Source organism: Carnobacterium pleistocenium FTR1, assembly GCF_000744285.1.
In the GTDB taxonomy this organism is placed as follows: domain Bacteria; phylum Bacillota; class Bacilli; order Lactobacillales; family Carnobacteriaceae; genus Carnobacterium_B; species Carnobacterium_B pleistocenium.
This window is the reverse complement of record NZ_JQLQ01000002.1, coordinates 1671303-1695278: the sequence shown is the minus strand read 5'-3', so window position 1 is coordinate 1695278 and position 23976 is coordinate 1671303. Positions and strand designations below refer to the sequence as shown.

Genomic DNA, 23976 nt, shown 5'->3' with positions numbered 1-23976 from the left:
GGAGGCTAAATGAGTGAAAACATTTTTAAGAGCTATACCATTGATTTTTATTATGCTTCTGGCCATTTATTATTTGCCGGAAATTATTTCAAAAAACCAAACAGATATTATCACACCAAAAGAAGAAAGTGCATCTATTGAATCGGGGTCCTTTGATTACCAAACAACTGAATTAGAGCCTGAACAGCTCCGTGTTTTAGGGTTAGGTAGTTATATAGGTAAAAACGTTGAAAGTTTTACAAAGAATTTTGGGGACCCAAAGCGAATAGATCCAACCATTTATGGTAGTGAACAGTGGATTTTTGGAGAAGATGAAACAGATTATATTCAACTGGGAGTAGATAATGGGGTCATAACTGAATTATTTGCGTTGGGCTCTGATTTAAATGTTGCTCCTTTTAAAATTGGTATGTCTATCACAGAAGTATTTCAAATTGCTAGTTTTTATCCAACTTATTCTGTAGAGAGTCAAGACAAACAAGTAACATTGGAATTAACAGAAAGTGATTTAAACTATCGCCCGCTAGTTGCTTTTGATAACCAAGCATTTGCGGTATTAATGATGGATCGTTCGACAAATAAGATTAATGCGATCCGTTATTTAGATTCTTCATCCTTGCTTCGTTTAGGAGTGTATGATGATGGTTCTGCAGAAGATGAAGATTATTCTATAGCTGTAGATGAAGCAGAGCAAAAAACTATTAGTGAAGCTAATAAGAGACAAGTGTACGAGCTAGTAAATATATTGCGTCAAAGGAATGGACTTACTGTTTTAAGCCCAAATGATGCTCTGTCTGAGGCAGCTCAAACCATTTTTATAGATCAAGAGACACAACAAACATCTAGTGGGCAAGTTGAAGAAGAAAGTAGCTTTACCGAATCTAACAGTTTATCCTCCAGTGAAACGTATATCTTTGATGATGATTCTAGATACGGTGAGAACAATACAAATCAACATTCTCCACCGCTCACTAGTGAGCAAATAGAACGAACTTTGCAAGGAACAAATCTAAAATCAGCTGAAGTGAGTATTTTATATTCCAACCAGAAAACTGATATGACTTGGTTAGTAACGAATTGGCTTACCCTAGAAATTGAACGAAAATTTCTAATGAATGCTAAGATGACAGAAATTGGGGTAGCCTATCGCGATAGAGACATCTTACTCATTCTTCAATGAAACACAATAAATAAAAGTTAATAGAAAAAGGAGCAAAGACATGGAGTTAACCACAAATGAAAGACAAGGGATCATAGTTTGGGTATACAGTTTAAGGCACTTTAAAACACTTAAACGTTTTGGGTTGATTCATTATGCCTCTCGACGAATGAAATATGTTGTCATGTACATCAATCAATCTGATGTAGAAATGACGCAAAAAAATTAAGCGAACTACATTTCGTTCGAAAAGTAGAACTATCTTATAGACCTCTTATTAGTTTAGATTTTAAAGATTTTTTTGGGAAAGAAAAAAAGAGTGCTAATAATAAAGAGCATATTGAAGAGAATAAATCTAGCGAGACCGTCTTTTAATCACAAATGCTGAATAAGTCGATACATATATCGGCTTGTTTAGCATTTAGTATTATAAAATCTGTTTCTACTAGTAAAGTAGAGTGAAAAACGAAAGGAAGATTAAATATGCGAATTATTACAGGTGAATATGGAGGCAGAAAATTAAAGGCTGTTCCCGGAAACAATACGAGACCCACGACAGATAAAGTGAAAGAATCTATCTTTAATATTATCGGACCATATTTTGATGGAGGAGCTTGTTTGGATTTATTTGCTGGAAGCGGAGGATTAGCAATTGAAGCTGTTTCCCGTGGTATGGTCAAAGCTGTATTGATTGATCAAGATCCGTTAGCCATTAAAACGATTAAAGAAAATATTAGCGTTACAAAAGAATCTGGGAAATTTGAGATTTATCGAAATGACGCTAATCGAGCTATAGATTTGTTGAAAGGCAATAAAAAGTTTGATCTGTTATTTTTAGACCCTCCTTATGCTGAACAAGAAATTGAAAAACAAATTGAAAAAATAATAAATTCTGATTTACTAAATGATGAGGCTATTATTATCTGTGAGCTAGATAAGCGGACACATCTAAAAGAAAAAATTGGAGGAGCAACTGCTTTTAGAAATGAAATTTATGGATCAAGCCAAATCGTTATGTATGAATACAACAGTGATCAGGGTGAGAAAAATGAATAGAATAGCCTTATTTCCAGGAAGTTTCGATCCATTTACGAATGGGCATTTAGATACGGTAGAAAGAGCTTCAAAGTTATTTGATCAAGTCGTAATTGCCGTTAGTACTAATACCTCAAAAAATGCTTTGTTTTCTTTAGAAGAGAAAATGACATTTATAACAAATGCAGTAGCACATATTGAAAACATAAGTGTAACTGAGCATAGTGGCGGGCTGACTGTTGATTTAGCAAAGAGAATTGGAGCGGTAACGTTATTAAGAGGGTTGCGCAATAATTCTGATTTTGAGTATGAATCAACTATTGCAACAATGAATAAAATTCAGCACAAGGACATAGAAACGATATTTTTAATGTCAAATGAAAAATACCGTTTTTTAAGTTCAAGTTTGATCAAAGAGGTGGCGATGTTCGGAGGAGATGTTTCTAGTCTTGTTCCAGTAGGTGTTAATGAAGCCATAAAAAGAAAGTATAAAAACTAAAGAGAGTCAACTAGTGAGTAAAATTATGCACACAAAGGATGAATGAAATGAATCCCAAAGGAAAAAGAAATCATAAGAAACTCTTTATTGTGCTGATCATATTCATTCTTACAGGAATGTTTCTACCTATACCTTATTATATAGAAGGACCTGGTTCGGCTGTTCAACTAAATGAATTGGTAGAAGTCAATAATGAAAAGGATCAAGAAGAAGGGCATTTTATGTTGACTACTGTTGCTATTCGAAGAGCTACACCCTTGACCTATTTTATGAAGTACATGCCTTTTCATGAAGGACTGACTAGAGAAGAGCTTTTTGGGACAGGTACTTCTGATGCAGAGTATACGAATTTACAAAATTATTATATGACGAGTTCAATTAATTCAGCTATTGAATTGGCGTATGATACTGCTGGAAAAGGTTATCAGTTGACGTATAATGGCGTTTATATCATGTCTATATTAGAAGGTTCTAATTTTGATGGACAGCTAGCAATTGGGGATACGATTCTTTCTCTTGATGGACAATCCTTTGATAGTTCAGTTGAATTTATTGACTATGTGCAACAACAAAAAGTTGGTCAAACAATCGAAGTAACCTATGAACGCAATGGCGAAAAACAGACAATTTCTAATAAATTAATGGAGATGAATGAGACTAAAAAAGCAGGTCTAGGTATTTCCTTAGTAGATAATACCTCGATTAAAACCGATATTCCAGTAGCTATAAATGCTGGAGAAATTGGTGGTCCATCTGCTGGCTTTATGTTTGCACTACAGATTTATACGCAATTGATCGACAAGGATTTGCGCGAGGGAAGCGAAATTGCTGGCACTGGAACGATAGAATCAGATGGGACGATCGGTCGAATCGGCGGAATCGATAAAAAGGTTGTTGCAGCTAGTGAAGAAGGGGCGACGTTCTTTTTTGCTCCAGATGACACCATTGATCCAGTCATACAAGCTAATTATCCAGAGTTGACTTCTAATTATCAAGAAGCCCTCGAAGCTGCAGAAAAAATAGATACAGAGATGAAAATTATACCTGTTAAAACATTTCAAGATGCAATTGATTATTTAGAAAGTCTATAAACGGGTAAATCAAAAAAGTATTCTAGAATGAAAAAGGGCTAGGACAATTTATTTTGTCCTAGCCCTTTTTCAATAGTTTTAAAAAAAGATAGAGTTTTTCTTATTTGGTTTTTGATCAATCACTAATGATAAGAGCATTCCTATTAGAAGGATACTTGCCAAAAAAATAGTGACGATTGCTATTAAGCGATGATCAGGCAAATTTTTTGTGAATATCCCATACATTGCCCAAATAAATACCACTATGATAGCCCAGTCTTTTAAGTAGAAGGCAACCCTTAAGCCTACAAGAGTCGTCAAGGCTAAGGATATATAAGTTAACAATACTTGGAGATTTACATCGATTCCAACAGTAGCAACCAACCAATAATTAAAATTGGTGATTGTAGCAACGATGATCCAACCTAAGTAAAGTGAAATAGGAATGAGGTAGATTTTGGAAGAAGTAGCTTTCCTTTGAGTTTGATATAAAAAGATAAGCGATAAAAGCAGTAAGAAAATAACAATAAGAGCAATCCCGTCTAAAAGAAAATGCCAGGCTAGAATCCAAATGATATTGAGTACACAAGTCAATAAAAATCCCCAACTTTGTGAAGGACTTAAAGATTGTTTTTTAAAACTAAAACTTAACAGCCATGATAATAGTGCAAGATAAATAACTCCCCAAATACTAAAAATGAAACCCGCAGGAGTAAAAAAAACATCATGCATATCTGAAATCTCTCCTGTTTGATACCCATTTATTGGAAGGATATTTGCCAGAGCGTTTACAGCAATCATTATTCCATAAGCTGCATATAATCTAAACTGTTTTCCAATAGTCATTTTATCACCCCTTAAGTAATAGTTCTTTAACCTATTCAACCACACTACAACCTTGAAAGTAAATAAATTAAAGCAACTAATTAAAAGAAAAAGGCAGTTTATACGCATATTAGTTTTAGAAGGACTCAAAGAGGAGCCGTGAGGAGATGTTGAAAACTAGCAAAGAGTGGCTAATAAAGCAACGTTTATTTATTGAAATCGGCATGCTTAGTTGCCTGATTTTAAGTATAGTTGGCACTAGTTTTATGTTTTTTAGAAATGCAGATCCAGTAGAAGAACCCTCAGCAATGATGAGCTATTTGGAAAGTGAGAGTAATACATCAATAGATTCGACTCAAATAAAGCAAATTTCTGAAAGCCAAACAGAGAAAATTTATGTTGATGTCAAAGGTTCGGTTTACCTTCCAGGGGTATATGAAGTGACAAGTGATATGCGGTTAATTGATGCAATCAATTTAGCAGGTGGTTTTAGTGAAAAGGCTAATCAAAAGCCGGTGAATTTATCGTTAAAACTAACCGATCAGATGGTTATATTTATTCCGGAAATTGGAGAAACTGATATAGACGAACCGTTCCAAGAAAGTTCAGCAGTTTCATTGGAAGAAAATGTCGTTACGGTTCCTGAAGATACTGAGAAACTGACAGATTCAACAAAAGTAAATATTAATCTTGCAGACGCCATTGAGTTGCAGCAATTATCGGGGATTGGAGAAAAGAAAGCAGAACAAATCGTAATCTATAGACAAGAAAATGGTTCCTTTCAAACGATTGAAGATTTGAAAAATGTGTCCGGCATTGGTGAGAAAACTTTTGAAGCCTTAAAAGCGAGTGTAACAGTGGGCAATGAATAGAGTGAGCAATAGTTAAAAATGAAGTGTTGAAAGTCGTTACGGCCTTTTGTATACTTGAGAAAATAGTTAAGATAATAAAACAGCTTAACAGATAAATTTGTAGGAGGATAAATATGGCTGAACGCATACCATGGGATCAATATTTTATGTCTCAAAGCTTATTACTATCTTTACGAAGCACATGTACACGCTTAACGGTTGGAGCAACAATCGTAAGAGAAAAAAGAATCATCGCAGGGGGCTACAACGGGTCGGTTAGCGGGGATGTACACTGCATAGATGAAGGTTGCTATGTAGTTGAAGGTCATTGTCTACGAACCATCCATGCTGAGATGAATGCCATTCTTCAATGTGCAAAATTTGGTGCGCAAACTCAAGGTGCTGAAATATATGTTACCCATTTTCCTTGCTTACAGTGCACAAAAATGATTATCCAAGCTGGTATAACAAAAATAAATTATTTAGAAGATTATCATAATAATGCTTATGCATTGAAATTGATTGAACAAGCCCACGTTCAATGTCAAAAGGTTACACTTCCAAAAGATTTTTTTCAAAAACTAGATTTCAATACCAATATACAAACTAGTTTAAGCCATAGTGATGGACACACGTCTATTCAATAATTGAAAGGATACGTTCTTTTTTCAGCTATTTCCTGTTTATTTTGCACTATTGTTTTATTAACAACTCATTGGGTAGGTTTTTTCTTGCTTTTCATGTGGTTGATCCGATTGATAAGTACTCGTAGAAAAAAATTGATCATTTATTCTTGCTTGCTAATGAGCGTAACTGTTCTTTTTGTAGGAATAGAAAAGTACAACAATCAAACTAACCTCCTAATAGGAGAACAATTATTTTTAATTGAACTTGATCCAAACAAGTTGAAAATCGATGGAGATCAAATCCAGTTTGGCGGCACAGTTAAAAAAGCTGGAGAAAACTCAGCTATTTCTGAAAAAATCATTGTTTTTTATCGACTATCTGATGAAGAAGAAAAAAATAGTTGGGAAAAGAAAAAAGAAGTAGAAGAATTTATAGTGACAGGTTCTTTGACTAAACCTGAGAAAAATAGAAACTTAAATCAATTTGATTATCAACAGTATTTACACCGAAATAAAATCCATTGGACATTAGAAGCTGAAACTATTGACACTTATTCTAATATTCAAAGGCAAACTTTTTTTGATAGATTAAATGTAAAAAATATAAGACAGGCTATTTTAGTCCATATTGAAAAAGCAACAACAAATAGGGTTTCGAGTTATATTAAAACACTTTTATTTGCGGACACTAGTTCTATTGATGATCAAGTGATGAGTGGGTACAAAGAAATTGGCATCATTCATTTATTGAGTATTTCTGGTTTACACATTCAATTTTTTATAGCAGGGTTAACGTATATCTTTTGGCGAATAGGCGTTACACGAGAAAAAACATATTTGTTTCTAGTGCTTTTCCTGCCAGTCTATGGAAGTTTGACTGGATGGGGAATAAGTATTTTTAGAGCTATCGTAACGAGTTTGATTAGTCAAACGGGTTCATATATTCGTAGACCTATCTCAGGTCTCGATACGTGGTCCTGGACATTGATCATTGGATTATGGATAGATCCTTATCAAATCTTTTCTATCGGCTTTCAGTTAAGTTATTTGCTTAGTTTAACACTAATTTTATTTTCTAAATCTTTGTTCAATCGATCAAAATCCAATAGTGTGAACGGTTTGTATATTTCTTCTGTTTTAACCCTTATTTCTATTCCAATTCTCAGCTTTCATTTTTTTGAATTCTCTTGGATGGGAATAGTAGCTAATTTAATTTTTGTTCCTTTATTCACTTGGATCGTTATGCCTTTGACTATTATGCTTTTTATTAGTTCCTATCTATTTTCAGGGACGTTACTTTTTCATCTTTCTATGAATTTAACAGAAAAATTGTTGGAGATAATAGAATGGACAGTTTCAAAAATTAGTCTTTTTCCATACAGTACATTTGTCACGGGGAAAGTTCCTTTTGGTTTATTCATTTTGACAATAATTGTAGTAATAATTTTTCTGATAGCATTGGAAGAACAAAAAAAAATAAATCGTTCGCTTGTTTTACTAATAATTGTTTTTACTATTTTTATTTATTACCAAAAATACGACCCCTTTGGAGAAGTTCTTATGTTAGATGTTGGTCAAGGAGATGCTATTTTAATTAAAGAACCTTTTGGAGCTGGCGTATATTTGATTGATACTGGCGGGAAAGTAGCATTTGAAAAAGAAGATTGGCAAATAAGAGAAAATCAGTCAACTGTGGCGAGTCGCGTTTTGATACCAGTCATTAAGTCTCTAGGTGTAACACAAATAGATCAAGTTTTTATTACCCATGGTGATGAGGACCACATGGGTGAATTAGAGGAATTAGCTCAGAGTATTACAGTCAAAGAATTAATTTTCCCTGAAGGTACAACAAAAAAACAGCTCTTTTATGACACAGCAAAAATATTAGAAAAAAACGGCGTGAAATTAAAAGCAATCACAGCTAAAAATAATCAAAAGCAACTTTTTGGGCCCTCATTAACAGTATTATGGCCAATAGAAGTTGGAGAAGGCGGAAACAATGATTCATTGGTGTTGTATGGCAAAGTAGGAAACTACTATTGGTTGTTTACTGGAGACGTTGAAGAAGCAGGAGAATTGGAATTAGTAGCTTTTTACCCCCATTTAAAAGTAGATATCTTAAAAGTTGGACACCATGGAAGCCAAACGTCCACTAGCGAAAAATTTATTCAACAAATAAAACCAAAAATAGCATTAATATCATGCGGATTGAATAACCGCTACAATCATCCTAATGGAGATGTTTTGGGCCGATTAGCTGATTTAGATACAACTATTTATCGAACCGATCTACAGGGTAGTTTTAGGTACACGTATTCCAACTATTTGAATGATAAGACAAGGAAAGACTTTCAAACAATTCTAGAATAAATCATTAATAGTCTTGCAAAATGATTTAATGCTTTGTACCATAGAGACAATAGAAGAAAGTGGTGGGACAGAGTGGATTTTGTATCAGAGCTAGCAAAAATAAAAAAAGGGACTATTGCTCGCATTTACGTCGTATTAGGGACAGAGACCTACTTGGCAAGCATAGCTAGAAAAACGCTGCTTGATTCTTTATTAAATGCAGAAGAATTAGAACTGAACTATGGGGCCTATGATATGGAAGAAGTGTCCGTCGGTACTGCCTTAGAAGATGCAGAATCTATTCCTTTTTTTGGCGACCGTCGTGTTGTTTTCGTGGACAGACCTTTTTTCTTAACGGGTGAAAAAACAAAAACAAAGTTAGAGCATGATCTAAAGTGGCTAGAAGATTATTTGACCCACCCTTCTGAGTCAACGACACTTGTATTCTTTGCGCCATACGAAAAATTAGATGAACGTAAAAAAATTACGAAGTTACTAAAAAAAACAGCTACTATACTTGAAGTAAGTACCTTATCAGAAAAAGAGATGCGAAAATATATTAAAGAGACAATTGCAAATGAAGAGTACCGTTACTCTCCAGAAGCGTTTGAATTATTTATTCAATTAACAGATGCTAAGCTATCTGTGGCAATGGGGGAGTTGCCCAAGCTTTTTCTTTATGCGCAAGATACTAAATTTATTACGAAAGAAGCTGTTCAAGAATTAATAGTTAAATCGTTAGAACAAAATATTTTTGCGTTAAATGAATATGTCCTGAAAAAAGATGTAGGACAAGCGCTTACTTTATATCAAGACTTGCTGTTGCAAAAAGAAGATCCAATTAAAATAAATGCAATCATGACTTCTCAATTTCGATTACTGATTCAAGTTAAAATTTTAGAGAAAAAGGGCTATCAGCAAGGGGATATTGCTAAGCAGTTAAAAACCCATCCTTACCGTGTGAAATTAGCTTTTCAGCAAATGAGGAAAATCGAGGAGTACGCATTATTAGATGCCTATAATGGATTAATTGATGCTGAGTATCGTTTGAAAACAGGAATAGGCGATAAAGAAATGCAGTTTGAGCTATTTGTTCTACAGTATGCGCAAAAAAGGTCAGCAAATAAACATGTATAAAGAGATTTGAGAGTATATAGCTATCAAGTAAAAAAACTTTACACATTTTTATTGCATTGGAGAGTATCTTTATGTATAATTAGATTTGTTGAAACAACTGGAATAGACTATTTTAAGTTGTAAATAATTGAAAGTGGGGTGAATCAAATGCCAAACATCGAAGCTGCAATCAAACGTGTCCGTACTTCTGAAAAATCAGCTGTACAAAACAACGTTCAAAAAAGTTCAATGCGTACTGCTATTAAAAAATACGTTCAAGCTATTGAAGCAGGTAACGAAAACTCTGAACAATTACTTAAAGAAGCAATCAAATCAATTGACATGGCTGCATCTAAAGGATTGATTCATAAAAATAAAGCTAACCGTGATAAATCTCGTTTATCTGCTAAATTAGCTAAATAAGAGATCATTGTTATTAAAAAAGCCGTAAGTTCCTGATTAGTCAGGTCTTGTGGTTTTTTTATTTTGCAAATATTTTTTGATAACCCAACACTATCTGATAATTAACTAAAAAAAGCAACACAGCTATTTTTAAAGGTTTGAATGGAAAATCATTATCCTTATTTAGTTGTTAAATAAGTCTTTTAATTATTCGTGCAACCTCACCTAATTAGTTGTAAGAACACACGTTCAATGATAAGATAATAAAGTAGCATTAAAATGATACGTCTTATACTAGATAGAATCTGTTTTAAGTTTAATAGAAGTGCAAGGAGGTAAATGAAAATGCCAAAAGACCAATTTGAATTGGTTTCTAAATATCAGCCTAGTGGTGATCAACCGGCTGCAATCAAAAAATTAATTGCAGGTTTAGAAGCAGGGGAAAAAGAACAAACATTATTAGGTGCCACAGGAACTGGAAAAACATTTACAGTCTCAAATGTAATTGAAAAAGTAAATAAACCAACGCTAGTTATTGCACATAATAAAACTTTAGCAGGTCAATTATACGGAGAATTCAAAGAATTTTTCCCGAATAATGCTGTAGAATATTTCGTTAGTTACTATGATTACTATCAACCAGAAGCTTATGTTCCTTCAAGCGATACCTTTATTGAAAAAGAATCAAGTGTTAATGATGAGATAGATAAATTGCGCCATTCTGCGACAAGTTCTCTATTAGAAAGAAGAGATGTTATTGTAGTGGCTTCCGTTTCTTGTATTTATGGATTGGTCAATCCTAAAGATTACCGAGATCACGTACTTTCTTTACGTGTAGGTAGTGAAATGAATCGAGATGAGATGTTGCGCCGTTTAGTAGATATGCAATTTGAACGAAATGATATCGATTTTCAGCGTGGACGTTTCCGTGTCAGGGGAGATGTAGTAGAAATATTTTTAGCCTCTCGCGACAGTGAAGCAATTCGTGTAGAGTTCTTTGGTGATGAAATCGACCGCATAAGAGAAGTAGATGTGTTGACAGGTGAAGTTAAAGCGGATGTTCAACATGTTCCTATCTTTCCAGCAACTCACTTTGTAGCTAATGATGAACAAACAAGGATAGCTATAAAAAATATTCAAGAAGAACTGGAACAACGATTAAAGGTTTTACGTGCTGAAGATAAATTGATTGAAGCACAGCGATTAGAGCAACGGACAAATTATGATTTGGAAATGTTGTTAGAAATGGGCTATTGTTCAGGTATTGAGAATTATTCTAGACATATGGATGGACGTAAACCTGGAGAGTCACCGTATACATTAATTGATTTCTTTCCAGATGATTTTTTGATCGTAATAGATGAGTCTCATATCACTATGTCTCAAATTCGAGGGATGTATAATGGCGATAGAGCTAGAAAAGAACAATTAATTAATTATGGTTTCAGATTGCCGAGTGCTTTGGATAATAGACCACTTCGTTTGGAAGAATTTGAGAAACATGTCAATCAAATTATGTACATTTCAGCGACACCGGGACCATATGAACTGGAAAGAGCTCCAGAAGTAATTGAGCAAATCATTCGTCCTACTGGATTGCTAGATCCAATCATCGAAGTTCGTCCAATTAAAGGTCAAATTGATGATTTAATTGATGAAATAAATGAACGTTCTGAAAAGAATGAACGTGTCTTTATCACGACATTGACAAAAAAAATGTCGGAAGATCTAACGGATTATTTGAAAGAAGTTGGCATCAAAGTAGCGTATCTGCACAGTGAAATAAAAACGCTTGAACGAACAGAAATTATTCGAAACTTACGTTTAGGTGTGTATGATGTGTTGATTGGGATCAACTTATTGCGTGAAGGTATCGATGTACCGGAAGTATCATTGGTTATTATCTTAGATGCAGATAAAGAAGGATTCCTAAGAAGTGAACGTGCGCTTGTTCAGACTATGGGACGGGCTGCGCGTAATGAAAATGGGAAAGTTATTATGTATGCAGATCGCATTACAGATTCTATGCGTGCAGCTATATCAGAGACAGAAAGACGTCGCGAAACGCAGGAAGCATATAATGAAAAATATGGGATCACACCTAAAACAATCATCAAAGATATTCGCGATTTGATTTCAATCACTTCTGTAATAAAAGGAAAAGAAGAGGGCGCATTAGGCATAGAAAATATTGCTAAAATGACTAGAGCACAGCGATTAGAAGTAATTGATGGCTTGGAATTAGAAATGAAACGAGCTGCAAAAGAACTAAACTTTGAAAAAGCAGCTAATTTAAGAGATATGGTACTAGAAATAACTGCGCAATATAAATTGAAATAAGCTAGTCTATCAAAGAAAAACTTGCATTTTCCTGTTGACTCTAGTAAAATTTAAGAGTGTATTAAACACACACCTTTTACTTGGTAAAACGACTCACCAACGTCTACTCAGTAAGAGGAAAAAAAGAGGAAGAGGTGTTTAGAAATGTCAATTTCTAAAGAAAACAAAAATGAGATCATCAAAGAATACGCAATTCACGAAGGAGATACAGGTTCTCCCGAAGTACAAGTTGCTGTATTAACAGCTGAGATCAATCACTTAAACGAACATGCACGTATTCACAAAAAAGACCACCATTCTTACCGTGGACTTATGAAAAAAATTGGTCACCGTCGTAACTTGCTTGCGTACCTGCGCAACAAAGATATTACTCGTTACCGTGAATTGATTCAAAGATTAGGTCTACGTCGTTAATTTATCGTAGTCTATTTAGAAGCGAGGTTCTAAGGAATCTCGCTTCATTTTTTGTATGTAAAAAAAGCTTTTTATTTTGTTGTCCATCCTACTATACAAATGTGAGTATTTAAATAAAATTGAATTTTGACATTTGTTTAGTAGTCTGTTTGGAAATAACGAATAAAGGCTTCAAAAAAAGGAGAAATGCACAAAATGACAGAGAAACAGGTTTTTACTAAAGAATGGGCAGGACGTACATTAACCGTTGAAATCGGGCAATTAGCAAAACAAGCTAATGGAGCAACTTTAATTCGCTATAATGATACTGTTGTGTTAACTGCAGCAGTAGCTAGCAAAAAAGCGAAAGATGTTGATTTCTTTCCTTTAACTGTAAATTATGATGAAAAAATGTATTCAATTGGTAAAATCCCGGGTGGATTTATTAAAAGAGAAGCACGTCCAAGTGAAAATGCTACATTAACAGCTCGCTTAATTGACCGTCCAATTCGTCCTATGTTTGCAGAGGGATTTCGTAATGAAGTTCAAATCACGAATACTGTTATGTCAGTAGACCGAAATTGTTCTCCTGCTTTTTCAGCGATGTTCGGTTCTTCTTTGTCTCTTGCTATTTCTGATATCCCATTTAATGGACCTATTGCAAGTGTTGATGTAGGCCGTGTAGACGGAGAATACATTATTAACCCAACTCTTGAGCAAGATGTATTGTCAGATATTCATTTAACAGTTGCAGGCACAAAAGAGGCCATTAACATGGTTGAAAGTGGCGCTGCTGAAGTCTCAGAAGAAGATATGCTCGGTGCTTTGATGTTTGGTCATAAAGCAATTCAAGAATTAGTCGCTTTCCAGGAAGAAATCGTAGCTGTTGTTGGAAAAGAAAAAATGACGATTCAATTATTGCAAATTGATTCAGAGTTAGAAAAAGAAGTGAATGATGCTTTTCAAGCTAAAATGATAGCAGCTATTCAAACAGAAGAAAAACTAGCTCGCGAAGAAAATATTGAAGATATTAAAGATGAAGCAATGGCTTTCTATGCAGAAAAATATCAAGATGACGCTGATATTAAGCGAATCAATAAAGAAGTAAAACAAATTGTTGAAGATATGGAAAAAAATGAAGTGCGTCGTTTAATTACAGTTGATAAAATCAGACCGGATGGTCGTAAAATCGATGAAATTCGTTCTTTATCTTCAGAAATTGGACTTTTGCCAAGAGCACATGGATCTGGTTTGTTCACACGTGGACAAACTCAAGCATTGTCAATAGCTACTTTAGCTCCACTAGGCGAACATCAAATTATTGATGGTCTTGGAGTCGAGAATAGCAAACGTTTTATTCATCACTATAACTTCCCTCAATACTCTGTAGGAAGCACTGGACCATCACGTGGACCAGGCCGTCGAGAAATTGGGCATGGAGCATTAGGAGAACGTGCATTAGCACAAGTTATTCCAAGTGAAGAAGATTTCCCTTACATGATTCGTCTAGTTGCTGAAGTTCTTGAATCAAATGGTTCTTCATCGCAAGCAAGTATCTGTGCCGGCACATTAGCTTTAATGGATGCGGGTGTACCAATCAAGGCTCCTGTAGCTGGAATCGCTATGGGTCTTGTTAAAGAAGGCGAAAATTATACTGTCTTAACTGATATTCAAGGGTTAGAAGATCATTTAGGCGATATGGACTTTAAAGTAGCTGGTACAAGCAAAGGTATTACTGCTCTTCAAATGGATATCAAAATTGAAGGTATCACGGAAAAAATTTTAGAAGAAGCCTTAATTCAAGCCAAAAAAGCCAGAATGGAAATTTTGAATGAATTAACTTCTACAATTGCTGAGCCGCATAAAGAATTAAGTGCATATGCTCCTAAAATTGAAATGATGCAAATCAAACCGGAAAAAATTAAAGTTGTTATTGGCCGTGGTGGCGATCAAATCAATTCGATTATTGAAGAAACAGGCGTTAAAATCGATATAGATCAAGAAGGAAATATCAGTATTGCATCTGAAGATGCATCTATGATCAAACGTGCCAAAGAAATTATTGAAGAATTAACAAAAGATATTGAAGTTGGAAAAGTTTACTCAGGGAAAGTGAAACGAATTGAGAAATTCGGAGCATTTGTTGAGATTGCTAAAGGAAAAGATGGTTTAGTCCATATTTCTGAATTAGCAAATGAACGGGTTGCCAATGTTGAGGATGTTATCTCTTTAGGCGAACAATTTGATGTTAAAGTTATTGAAATCGATAAACAAGGAAGAATCAATCTTTCTCGTAAGGTATTATTAAAAAGTGAAGAAAAATAAGAGAATAGAAAAAAGAACTCAATTTTAAAAAATTGGGTTCTTTTTTTTGAAATTAGTTTGCCTCTATTGAACCTAACCATTCCACCAGTAGTTGAACAGTTTCTTCTTGTTGTTCTTCAGGGAAGATGCTGGCAGGTTTATCGCCTTCTTGGTTTCCGTAATCGCCAAATCCAGCATGGTTGCCACCTTCAATAGTATGAAATAAAGTAGAGTCAGGTAGATAATCTTTTCCATTTTGGTAAGCCTCTTTATTAATCAGTCCATCATTAGAACCAATAATTGAGATAACAGATATAGGCAGATTATTTAGCTTGTTTTTTTCATCAGTGTAGCTGGCCAATAGAAAGACACCTTTTAATTGTTTAGTACTTGATTCACTTGCAAACTGGCTAGCCATGACACCACCTAAGGAATGACCACCAATAACATAATTTTCAATTTTTTCGTCAGCGATGATAGTAGTCGCTTTATTTTTATCGGTAACGGCAAGATTTAAAGTATGTTTAACAAGGTAAACAGGATAGCCTTCTTTAGCGAGCTTAGCCGCAATCGAACTATAGCTTTTTTCTTCTACGAGCCCACCTTGATAAAATAGAACAGAAATCTTTTGTTGATTTTTTAATGGAAGAAAAATAATCGACTTTGACGTTTCTTCAACTGTATATTGACTGGTAGAGTGAGCCTCGTTTAATGCTTCATTTAAAGGTTGATAGGTCTTGGAATGGACAAAGAATAAACCGCCTAAAAAAATCATTAGTAACAAAATCAAACCAGCAATTAAAAATTTATATTTTTGTTTCATAAATTCTCCTTTCAAATTCATTTAGATAAGAACACATAAAAAAGTGTAGCATAATTTCTTTTCATTCGTTAGATAAATAAAACAAATGAGGGTGAATAACCTACATTTGTATAAATTACTTTGAAATTGTGCTAAAATGTATATTGGGAGTACATGTAGTTAATAGATAATATAAAAAATGAAAATCATAGTAGGAGAGATAAAAATGACTGGATATACTATTGCAGTTGTGGGAGCAACTGGAGCGGTAGGAACAAAAATGATTGAAATGTTAGAACAAGCAGACTTTCCAATAAAAAGTGTGAAATTTTTAGCTTCTAAACGATCTGCTGGAAAAAAAATACTTTTTAAAGGTGAAGAAGCAGAAATTCAAGAAACAACAGCTGAATCTTTTGAAAACGTTGATATTGCATTGTTTAGTGCTGGCGGACCAATTTCAAAACAATTTGCTCCTGAAGCTGTAAAACATGGTGCAGTTGTCATTGATAATACGAGCGCGTATAGAATGGATCCAGAAGTTCCTTTAGTGGTTCCGGAAGTAAATGAAGAAGCAATCCGTTCTCACAATGGGATCATCGCTAATCCGAACTGTTCAACCATCCAAATGATGGTAGCGTTACAACCGATTCGTAAGCAATTTGGATTAGACCGTATCATCGTCTCAACTTATCAAGCCGTAAGTGGGGCAGGTATCTCTGCGGTTAATGAAATGAAAGAACAAGCACAACATATGTTAAACAATGAACCATATGAAGCAGCTATTTTACCATCTGGTGGGGACAAAAAACATTTTCCAATTGCTTTTAATGCCTTACCTCAAATTGATTTATTTACTGAAGATGGGTATACATTTGAAGAATTAAAAATGATCAATGAGACGAAAAAAATTATGGGTGATGACAAAATAAAAATTTCTGCAACATGTGTTCGTATTCCAGTAGTTTCAGGGCATTCAGAATCTGTGTATATTGAAGTGAAAGAAGATGGATCTAGTGTAGCCGCTATTCAAGAAATTTTGAAAAATGCTCCAGGTGTAGAACTTCAAGATGATCCTTCTAACCAAATTTATCCAACAGCCTTGGAAGCAGAAGGCAAGAAAGAAACTTTTGTTGGAAGAATACGTAAAGATAGAGATGATGATAAGGGCTACCATATGTGGATTGTTTCTGATAATCTACTAAAAGGTGCAGCATGGAACTCTGTTCAAATCGCTGAAAGTTTACACAAACTAGGATTGATTAAAGGAAAAAACTAAAAAAGTTAAATTTAAGATTGAAAGGTGATTTTAATGGATTTAAAAAAAGCTCGTATTATAACAGCTATGACGACACCATTTAATGAACAGGGATCAGTTGACTATGTGAAATTAGAAAAATTGATTAATTTCTTGCTTGAAAATGGAACTGAAGGACTAGTAGTTGGAGGAACAACCGGAGAATCGCCTACATTGGCTCACGCAGAAAAAGTAGACTTGTATCGTAAAACAGTTGAGCTAACAGCAGGACGTGTCCCAATCATTGCTGGTACAGGATCATTCAACACGGCTGAAACGATTGCTTTTACAAAAGAAGTTGAAGCCATTTCAGGTATTGATGCAGCATTAGTAGTAGTTCCCTACTACAGCAAACCAAACCAAGCTGGTCTATATGCTCATTTTGAAGCAGTAGCGACTAGCACGACCTTGCCAATCATCATCTATAACGTTCCTGGTCGTACGAGCGTCTCTATTGATCCTAAGACGACGATTAAGCTTTCTGCTATTAAAAACATAATAGGAGTAAAAGAATGCCTAGGTCTAGATGCTGTAAGTGAGGAAATAAAGGAAACTTCTGACGATTTCTTAGTATATACTGGTGAAGACGGTAATGCTTTTCCTGCAAAATGTATCGGAGCAACAGGTGTGATTTCTGTAGCTAGTCATGTTTTAGGGAATGATATTTCTAAAATGTATGATCTTTTAGAAGACGGTTCTCTGGCTGAAGCAGCACAGATACACCGTGAACTGGTACCCAAAATGGATAGTTTGTTCACTGTGCCGTCTCCGGCACCTGTGAAGTTTGCGTTAAACCAATTGGGAATCGATGTAGGTGGGCTAAGATTGCCGCTAGTAGCTTGTACAGAAGAAGAAGAAGAGTATATACTGAAAGAATTGAATTGGATAAAATAAAAATAATAAATTGAAAGCAAGAGAGGTGAAGAAATGAGTACAATAAAAATTATTCCACTAGGTGGCGTCCGCGAAAACGGAAAAAATATGTACGCTGTTGAAGTAGATGAAGACATATTTGTTTTAGATTGTGGATTGATGTATCCCGAAACAGAATTACTAGGAATCGATGTAGTCATTCCTGATTTTAGTTATTTAGAAGAAAACATAAACCGCGTTACTGGTGTATTTTTAACACATGGACATGAGGATGCAATTGGAGCGTTACCTTACTTTCTTCAAAAATTTGATGTTCCAGTATTTGGAACTGAATTAACGATTGCATTTGCAAAACTTTCTGTTGAAAAAGGTAGTCAAGTAAGTACATTTGATGATTACCACATTATTGATGAAAATACCGAAATAGAATTTGGAGATGTGATTGCTAGCTTCTTTAGGACAACTCATACCATTCCTGATTCTGTTGGAATAGCTCTTAAAACAACTGAAGGAAGCATTGTTTACACTGGTGATTTTAAATTTGATCATAGTGCTAAACCAATGTATCAAAGTAACTTAACACGAATAGCTGATATTGGTAAAGGACATGTCTTGGCATTATTAAGTGATTCAAGTGAAGCTGAAAGTCCAGTTGAGAATATAAGTGATTTAAAAGCAGCTGAAGAAGTGTTAGATACATTCCAAAATGCTAGTGGTCGTATTATCGTTGCGAGTGTGGCAAGCAATATTTTACGTATTCAACAAGTTTTAGATGCTGCTCACAAATCTCATAAGAAAATTTTTATTACTGGGAGCAATCTTGAAGAAATCGTTCAAATTGCCTTACAGTTGAATAAGCTTCAATTGCCAAGTGAAGATTTAATTGTTCCTATAGAGGAAATTGAAAAATACGATGATTCAAACATAGTTGTGCTAGAAACTGGTGCTACAGGCGAACCGATTAAAACTTTATCGCGTATGGCGAAAGGGAAGCACACTCAAGTAAACATAAAAGAAGGCGATTTAGTTTATATCATAACAAGTCCTTCAACAGCAATGGAAGTAACCGTTGCTCAAACAGAAAATATGATCTATCGAGCAGGTGGAACGGTAAAACATATTTCTGATAATTTGAAAGCATCTGGTCATGCTACTCCTAATGATTTAAAATTAATGATCAATTTGATCAAACCAACTTATTTCATTCCGGTTCAAGGACAATACCGCATGCTAACCGCTCACGCGAAACTTGCACATGAGGTAGGAATGTCTTATAAAAATATATTCATACCAGGCAAAGGCGATATCATGGAATATAAAAATGGTCGCATGCATGTAGCTGGTCAAGTGACTGTAGGCAATACGATGGTCGATGGTATTGGAATAGGCGATATTGGAAATATTGTTTTACGTGACCGTAAATTGCTATCTGAAGACGGTATATTTGTAGCGGTAGTTACGATTAATCGTAGAAAGAGCAAAATTATCTCAGGACCTGAAGTTATGACGAGAGGTTTTGTCTATGTTAAAGACAATACTGATTTAGTCAATCAAAGCAATGAAATTATTAGAAAAGTAGTCGAAGAAAACCTAAACCGAAAAGAATTTGAATGGAGTCGTCTAAAACAAGAAATTAGAGATGCTTTAAATAAACATCTTTTTGAACAAACACGTAGACGGCCAGTTATTTTGCCAATTATTATGGAAACAAGTTCACGTAACCGTAGAAATTAAATAGATAAAAAAGCTCTGATTGCCTTTTTAAAGGCAATCAGAGCTTTTTTTGCAATAAGAAAGAGCACTCACAAAATGTGAATGCTCTTTAATTTTCTTAATAAAAAGATTATTCAGTTACGCCTTCAGTCCATTCGGCAACACGGTCTGGATTTTCTTCAATCCAAGTTTCTGCTGCATCTTCAGGGTCTTCACCTTCAGAAATAGCTAGCATTAGGCTTTCCATTTCTTCAGTTGTCCAGTTAAATTGATCTAATACTTGATAAGCTTCAGGCATATCTTCTTCTAAGCCTTCACGAGCCATAGTGTTGATTGTTTCTTCTTCACCAAATGCTCCTTCAGGATCTTCAAGATATTTCAAGTCATAAGTGGCGAACATCCAGTGTGGAGACCAACCAGTGATGACAATTTCTTCTTCATTTGAAATAGCTTGACCTAATTCAACAGTCATTGCACCAGATGAAGAAGTTTTAAGTTCCCAATCACTCAAGTTAGGGTAAGTTTCTACAGCCGTTTCAGCTGCTGCAACAACACCAGCACCAGGTTCAATACCTGTGATAGTTTTTCCAGCTTCATCACTAAGATCAGCGATAGAGTCAACATCCATGTATTCAGGAACAACTAAACCAACTACTGCGCCTTCTAAGTTAGCTCCTAGATTAACCATTTGGTCACCATATTCTTCAAATTGAGAACCATGAGTTGCGGGTAGCCAAGCAGCTACCATTGCATCAGCATCGCCACTAGCTACGGCTTGCCACATTACAGCATTATCTAATGGTGTTAATGTTACATCATAACCTAAGTTTTCTAAAACTTTACCAACAACGTTAGTAGAAGCAACTTCAGTATCCCATTCTACATATGATAATTCAATTTCTTGTCCTTGACCAACAGTTTCTGATACATCTTCTGATGGTTCTGTTGAACAACCTGCAGCGACTAATGATAATCCTAGACCCGCTGAAAGACCTAAATATTTCCAGTTTAATTTTTTCATACTGATAAATCTCTCCTTTATAATTAAATCAAATTTTTTGAGCAATAGATAGTAGTGATTAAGACGGAAATGAAGTTTTTACTGATTTGAGTAATACCAACCTTTGATAAATTAAGCAGTGGTCTGGACGAAGAAGATTATTCTACTACGCCTTCAGTCCATTCAGCAACACGGTCTGGATTCTCTTCAATCCAAGCTTCTGCAGCATCTTCAGGATCTTCACCTTCTGAAATAACTAACATAAGGCTTTCAACTTCTTCAGAGCTCCAGTTAAATTGATCTAATACTTGATAAGCTTCAGGCATATCTTCTTCTAAACCTTCACGAGCCATAGTGTTGATTGTTTCTGCTCCACCAAATGCTCCTTCAGGATCTTCAAGATATTTCAAGTCATAAGTGGCGAACATCCAGTGTGGCGACCAACCAGTAATAACAATTTCTTCTTCATTTGAAATTGCTTGACCTAACTCAATTGCCATTGCACCAGATGAAGAAGTTTTAATTTCCCAATCACTCAAGTTTGGGTATACTTCTAAAGCTGTTTGAGTTGCGGTGACGATACCAGAACCAGGTTCAATACCTGTGATGGCTTTTTCAGCTTCATCACTCAGGTCAGCAATAGAATCAGCATCCATATATTCAGGGACAACTAAACCAAGTACTGCACCTTCCAAATTCACTCCAAGATTAACCATTTGGTCACCGTATTCTTCAAGCTGAGGAGCATGAGTTTCAGGTAACCATGCAGCTACCATAGCATCAGCATTGCCACTAGCTACGGCTTGCCACATGACAGCATTATCTAAAGGGGTCAGAGTTACTTCATAGCCTAAGTTTTCTAAAACTTTACCGATAACGTTAGTAGAAGCGACTTCAGTATCCCATTCGACGAAAGCTAATTCAATTTCTTGTCCGTTACCAACATTTGTAGCTTCATTTTCGTTTGTTTCTTCTGCTGCGCAACCTGCCGCAACTAATGATAATCCTAACCCTGCTGTAAGACTTAAATATTTCCAGTTTAATTTTTTCATATCTGATAAATCTCTCCTTTATAATTAAATCAAATTTTCGAGTAAAGATTACTAAAAAATATTAGTTATTTTTTGTTTAATTTTTGTGTCAAACGGTCAATGATGATTGCCAAAACAACTAAACCTAAACCAGATACAAATCCTGTACCGACTTGAGCACGTTGTAAGGAAGAAAGAACTTCTCTACCAAGACCAGGTGCACCGATCATTGAAGCAATAACTACCATAGATAAAGCCAACATAACTGTTTGGTTGATACCAGCCATAATAGTTGATTTAGCTAAAGGTAGTTCGACTTTAAATAATTTTTGAGCACCAGTACTACCAAACGAGTCAGCAGCTTCAACTAGTTCAAATGAAACTTGTCTGATTCCAAGGTTAGTAAATCGAACAGTGGGTGGGATAGCAAAGATTAAAGAAGCGAATACTCCTGGGACCATACCAATACCAAAGAAAGCAACTGCCGGAATCAAGTAGACAAATGCAGGCATTGTTTGCATGAAATCAAGAATAGGAGCAATAATTGCATTCGCAATTTTGCTTTTAGCCATCAAAATCCCAAATGGAACCCCAATAATAATAGACAATAAACTAGCGACCAAGACTAAAGTCAAGGTGTTCATTAAATCTGACCAAAGATCTTGATTATAAATGAACCAAAGACCGATTACTGAAAATGTTGCTAAACCAAATGTTTTCTTTGAAGCGAAAAAAGCAATTGCAGCAATAATCAAAATAAATAAAACGGGAGGAATTAATAGTAATGTTTCTGTCGTAAATTCCATAGCAATTTCAGAATATTTTTGAATTGGATCAAACAAAAAGGCAAAAGTATCTGTTAACCAAACTGTAAGGTTCTCGACTCCATCTGCTACGGGTATTTCTGGGATAATATCTAATAAACTAGACATTTTCAAGCACCTCACTTTCTCCTGCAAGAGCGGCTATAACAGCGCCTCTAACAATAATACCAACTAATTTTCCTTCATCGACAACGGCTACTGGAGTAGTTGAATCATGAATAACAGTAAAGATATCATTCATTGATGTTGTTCTATTAACAGTAGGGATATCGACTTTAACAATATTTTCAATTGTTTCAATATTTTTTTTGCGGGCATCTGAAGCATCTTCAGCAGTAATATAGCCTAAGAGAGTCCGTTTGCTATCCACAACAAGCATACTAGATATTCCTTGTTTACGCATTTGTTCTAATGCAAAACGTGGTCCATGATTTTTAATGTTTAAAGTTTCAGGACGTTGCATAATGTTTTCGGCTGTCAGCACTTTAGAACGATCTACGTCTTCAATGAATTTTTCAACGTAATCATTTGCAGGGTGAGTTAAAATTTCTTCAGGTGATCCAATTTGTACAATTGATCCATCTTTCATTAAAGCAATTTTATCGCCTATTCTCAAAGCTTCATTTAAATCATGAGTAATAAAAATGATCGTCTTTTTAACATTGGATTGAAGTTCGATTAGTTCATCTTGCATTTCACGACGAATCAACGGATCTAATGCTGAAAAAGCTTCATCCATTAATAAGATTTCAGGATCATTAGCTAAAGCACGTGCTAGTCCAACCCTTTGTTGCATCCCACCAGATAATTGTTTAGGCAATTGATCTTTATAATCTCCTAGCCCTGCATTATCTAAAGCTTTTTGAGCTTTTTGTTGTCTTTCAGATTTGTCTACACCTTGAATCTCTAATCCGTATTCAGTATTTTCTAAAATACTGCGATGAGGGAAAAGACCAAAATTTTGGAAGACCATGCTCATTTTTTCTCTTCGTACTTGACGTAATGCTTTCTTATCCATAGTAGATAAGTTTTCATCATCTACATAAATATTACCTTCAGTAGGATCAATCAGACGGTTAAACATCCGAACAAGAGTTGACTTTCCACTACCGGACAATCCCATGATGACGAAAATTTCGCCTTCTTCAACTGTAAAGCTAACATTGTTGACTCCAACGGTAACCCCAGTTTCTTTAAATATTTCTTGCTTAGATTTCTGTTGTTTTAACAGTTCTAAGGCTTGCGGTGTTTTTTTACCAAATACTTTTGTTACATTTTCAATAGTTATTTTTGACAAAAATAACAACCCCTTCCTTTTTTTATTTATGAATCTCATCTATATAAATCAAAATGATTGAGAGAGAAAAGATTCATAAATTGACAAGCAAACCACCGTGAAAAGTGATTTTTTTTAAAATTCTTTTCATGAAAAATTAACAACCACTTTTCACAAAAAGAATATTGTTGAAT

Annotated in this window: 19 protein-coding genes and 2 pseudogenes; 16 read left to right on the top strand and 5 right to left on the bottom strand. The window is 34.9% G+C overall.

All coding sequences use genetic code 11. The features are described 5' to 3' along the window. Positions 1-13 precede the first annotated feature (13 nt). From BP17_RS08345 to BP17_RS08325, 5 genes are all read left to right on the top strand, one after another. Complete coding sequence (locus BP17_RS08345; protein WP_035053387.1) at positions 14-1180, top strand: CAP-associated domain-containing protein; 1167 nt, start codon at positions 14-16, stop codon at positions 1178-1180. A gap of 40 nt (positions 1181-1220) precedes the next feature. Continuing rightward, positions 1221-1388: a YlbG family protein gene (locus BP17_RS13650; protein ID WP_232219608.1), complete on the top strand. Its 168-nt coding sequence runs from the start codon at positions 1221-1223 to the stop codon at positions 1386-1388. A 254-nt stretch (positions 1389-1642) separates the two neighbouring features. Next, on the top strand, positions 1643-2215 hold the full coding sequence (rsmD, locus tag BP17_RS08335; protein ID WP_035053385.1) for a 16S rRNA (guanine(966)-N(2))-methyltransferase RsmD: 573 nt from the start codon (positions 1643-1645) through the stop codon (positions 2213-2215). Further along, complete coding sequence (gene coaD, locus BP17_RS08330; RefSeq protein WP_035053383.1) at positions 2208-2693, top strand: pantetheine-phosphate adenylyltransferase; 486 nt, start codon at positions 2208-2210, stop codon at positions 2691-2693. Before rsmD ends, coaD begins: the two co-directional genes overlap by 8 nt. Positions 2694-2740: 47 nt before the next feature. Further along, positions 2741-3784: a SepM family pheromone-processing serine protease gene (locus BP17_RS08325; protein WP_035053381.1), complete on the top strand. Its 1044-nt coding sequence runs from the start codon at positions 2741-2743 to the stop codon at positions 3782-3784. Between the two features lie 78 nt (positions 3785-3862). On the opposite strand, the gene BP17_RS08320 is transcribed toward BP17_RS08325, so the two are convergent. Continuing rightward, on the bottom strand, positions 3863-4609 hold the full coding sequence (locus BP17_RS08320) for a tryptophan-rich sensory protein (protein WP_035053378.1): 747 nt from the start codon (positions 4607-4609) through the stop codon (positions 3863-3865). Between the two features lie 146 nt (positions 4610-4755). Between BP17_RS08320 and BP17_RS08315 the strand changes: the two genes are divergently transcribed. The 8 genes from BP17_RS08315 to pnp all read left to right on the top strand — a co-directional run bounded on the left by BP17_RS08315 (position 4756) and on the right by pnp (position 14990). Continuing rightward, positions 4756-5460 (top strand): helix-hairpin-helix domain-containing protein, encoded by a 705-nt coding sequence (locus BP17_RS08315; RefSeq protein ID WP_035053376.1) that lies wholly within the window; start codon positions 4756-4758, stop codon positions 5458-5460. A 113-nt stretch (positions 5461-5573) separates the two neighbouring features. Beyond that, on the top strand, positions 5574-6086 hold the full coding sequence (locus tag BP17_RS08310; RefSeq protein ID WP_035053374.1) for a ComE operon protein 2: 513 nt from the start codon (positions 5574-5576) through the stop codon (positions 6084-6086). Further along, positions 6087-8435, top strand: a complete 2349-nt coding sequence (locus BP17_RS08305; protein ID WP_269544507.1) for a DNA internalization-related competence protein ComEC/Rec2 — start codon at positions 6087-6089, stop codon at positions 8433-8435. It begins immediately after the preceding gene. Between the two features lie 72 nt (positions 8436-8507). Beyond that, positions 8508-9551 carry a DNA polymerase III subunit delta gene (holA, locus tag BP17_RS08300; RefSeq protein ID WP_035053372.1) on the top strand — a complete coding sequence of 348 codons (1044 nt, stop codon included), beginning with the start codon at positions 8508-8510 and terminating at the stop codon, positions 9549-9551. Between the two features lie 147 nt (positions 9552-9698). Then, positions 9699-9953, top strand: a complete 255-nt coding sequence (gene rpsT / locus BP17_RS08295; RefSeq protein WP_035053370.1) for a 30S ribosomal protein S20 — start codon at positions 9699-9701, stop codon at positions 9951-9953. A gap of 324 nt (positions 9954-10277) precedes the next feature. Beyond that, positions 10278-12272 (top strand): excinuclease ABC subunit UvrB, encoded by a 1995-nt coding sequence (uvrB, locus tag BP17_RS08290; protein ID WP_035053368.1) that lies wholly within the window; start codon positions 10278-10280, stop codon positions 12270-12272. Between the two features lie 144 nt (positions 12273-12416). Beyond that, positions 12417-12686, top strand: coding sequence for a 30S ribosomal protein S15 (gene rpsO / locus BP17_RS08285; protein ID WP_035053366.1), 270 nt, complete (start codon positions 12417-12419; stop codon positions 12684-12686). Between the two features lie 195 nt (positions 12687-12881). Then, positions 12882-14990: a polyribonucleotide nucleotidyltransferase gene (pnp, locus tag BP17_RS08280; RefSeq protein WP_035053364.1), complete on the top strand. Its 2109-nt coding sequence runs from the start codon at positions 12882-12884 to the stop codon at positions 14988-14990. A 52-nt stretch (positions 14991-15042) separates the two neighbouring features. Here pnp and BP17_RS08275 read toward each other — a convergent pair whose 3' ends face one another. Next, complete coding sequence (locus BP17_RS08275; RefSeq protein WP_035053362.1) at positions 15043-15792, bottom strand: alpha/beta hydrolase; 750 nt, start codon at positions 15790-15792, stop codon at positions 15043-15045. 205 nt (positions 15793-15997) lie between these two features. Here BP17_RS08275 and BP17_RS08270 point away from each other — a divergent pair, with 205 nt between their 5' ends. From BP17_RS08270 to BP17_RS08260, 3 genes are read left to right on the top strand one after another with little or no spacing between them, the layout of a single operon-like run. Next, positions 15998-17047 (top strand): aspartate-semialdehyde dehydrogenase, encoded by a 1050-nt coding sequence (locus BP17_RS08270; protein ID WP_035053360.1) that lies wholly within the window; start codon positions 15998-16000, stop codon positions 17045-17047. A 33-nt stretch (positions 17048-17080) separates the two neighbouring features. Beyond that, the gene (gene dapA, locus BP17_RS08265; RefSeq protein WP_035053358.1) at positions 17081-17959 is read left to right on the top strand and encodes a 4-hydroxy-tetrahydrodipicolinate synthase; all 879 of its coding nucleotides are present in this window, start codon (positions 17081-17083) and stop codon (positions 17957-17959) included. Between the two features lie 33 nt (positions 17960-17992). Beyond that, the gene (locus tag BP17_RS08260; RefSeq protein ID WP_035053355.1) at positions 17993-19672 is read left to right on the top strand and encodes a ribonuclease J; all 1680 of its coding nucleotides are present in this window, start codon (positions 17993-17995) and stop codon (positions 19670-19672) included. A gap of 109 nt (positions 19673-19781) precedes the next feature. Here the strand turns inward: BP17_RS08260 and BP17_RS08255 are convergent. The 3 genes and pseudogenes from BP17_RS08255 to BP17_RS08240 form a co-directional block, all read right to left on the bottom strand. After that, positions 19782-20549: pseudogene (locus BP17_RS08255) on the bottom strand (glycine betaine ABC transporter substrate-binding protein); the annotation flags it as partial. Positions 20550-20809: 260 nt separating this feature from the next. Beyond that, a pseudogene (locus BP17_RS13645) lies at positions 20810-22614 on the bottom strand (ABC transporter permease/substrate binding protein). Then, on the bottom strand, positions 22607-23842 hold the full coding sequence (locus BP17_RS08240; protein ID WP_408605786.1) for a quaternary amine ABC transporter ATP-binding protein: 1236 nt from the start codon (positions 23840-23842) through the stop codon (positions 22607-22609). The pseudogene BP17_RS13645 and the gene BP17_RS08240 overlap by 8 nt, the downstream one beginning before the upstream one ends. Between the last annotated feature and the right edge of the window lie 134 nt (positions 23843-23976).

Excerpts from the sequence above, each read along its gene's own strand:
- BP17_RS08315 (WP_035053376.1), top strand. The coding sequence starts at position 4,756 with ATGTTGAAAACTAGCAAAGAGTGGCTAATAAAGCAACGTTTATTTATT.
- pnp (WP_035053364.1), top strand. The coding sequence starts at position 12,882 with ATGACAGAGAAACAGGTTTTTACTAAAGAATGGGCAGGACGTACATTA.
- dapA (WP_035053358.1), top strand. The coding sequence starts at position 17,081 with ATGGATTTAAAAAAAGCTCGTATTATAACAGCTATGACGACACCATTT.
- BP17_RS08270 (WP_035053360.1), top strand. The coding sequence starts at position 15,998 with ATGACTGGATATACTATTGCAGTTGTGGGAGCAACTGGAGCGGTAGGA.
- rsmD (WP_035053385.1), top strand. The coding sequence starts at position 1,643 with ATGCGAATTATTACAGGTGAATATGGAGGCAGAAAATTAAAGGCTGTT.
- rpsT (WP_035053370.1), top strand. The coding sequence starts at position 9,699 with ATGCCAAACATCGAAGCTGCAATCAAACGTGTCCGTACTTCTGAAAAA.
- BP17_RS08310 (WP_035053374.1), top strand. The coding sequence starts at position 5,574 with ATGGCTGAACGCATACCATGGGATCAATATTTTATGTCTCAAAGCTTA.
- BP17_RS13650 (WP_232219608.1), top strand. The coding sequence starts at position 1,221 with ATGGAGTTAACCACAAATGAAAGACAAGGGATCATAGTTTGGGTATAC.
- BP17_RS08240 (WP_408605786.1), bottom strand. The coding sequence starts at position 23,842 with ATGAGATTCATAAATAAAAAAAGGAAGGGGTTGTTATTTTTGTCAAAA.
- BP17_RS08320 (WP_035053378.1), bottom strand. The coding sequence starts at position 4,609 with ATGACTATTGGAAAACAGTTTAGATTATATGCAGCTTATGGAATAATG.
- rpsO (WP_035053366.1), top strand. The coding sequence starts at position 12,417 with ATGTCAATTTCTAAAGAAAACAAAAATGAGATCATCAAAGAATACGCA.
- coaD (WP_035053383.1), top strand. The coding sequence starts at position 2,208 with ATGAATAGAATAGCCTTATTTCCAGGAAGTTTCGATCCATTTACGAAT.
- BP17_RS08275 (WP_035053362.1), bottom strand. The coding sequence starts at position 15,792 with ATGAAACAAAAATATAAATTTTTAATTGCTGGTTTGATTTTGTTACTA.
- BP17_RS08325 (WP_035053381.1), top strand. The coding sequence starts at position 2,741 with ATGAATCCCAAAGGAAAAAGAAATCATAAGAAACTCTTTATTGTGCTG.
- uvrB (WP_035053368.1), top strand. The coding sequence starts at position 10,278 with ATGCCAAAAGACCAATTTGAATTGGTTTCTAAATATCAGCCTAGTGGT.
- BP17_RS08260 (WP_035053355.1), top strand. The coding sequence starts at position 17,993 with ATGAGTACAATAAAAATTATTCCACTAGGTGGCGTCCGCGAAAACGGA.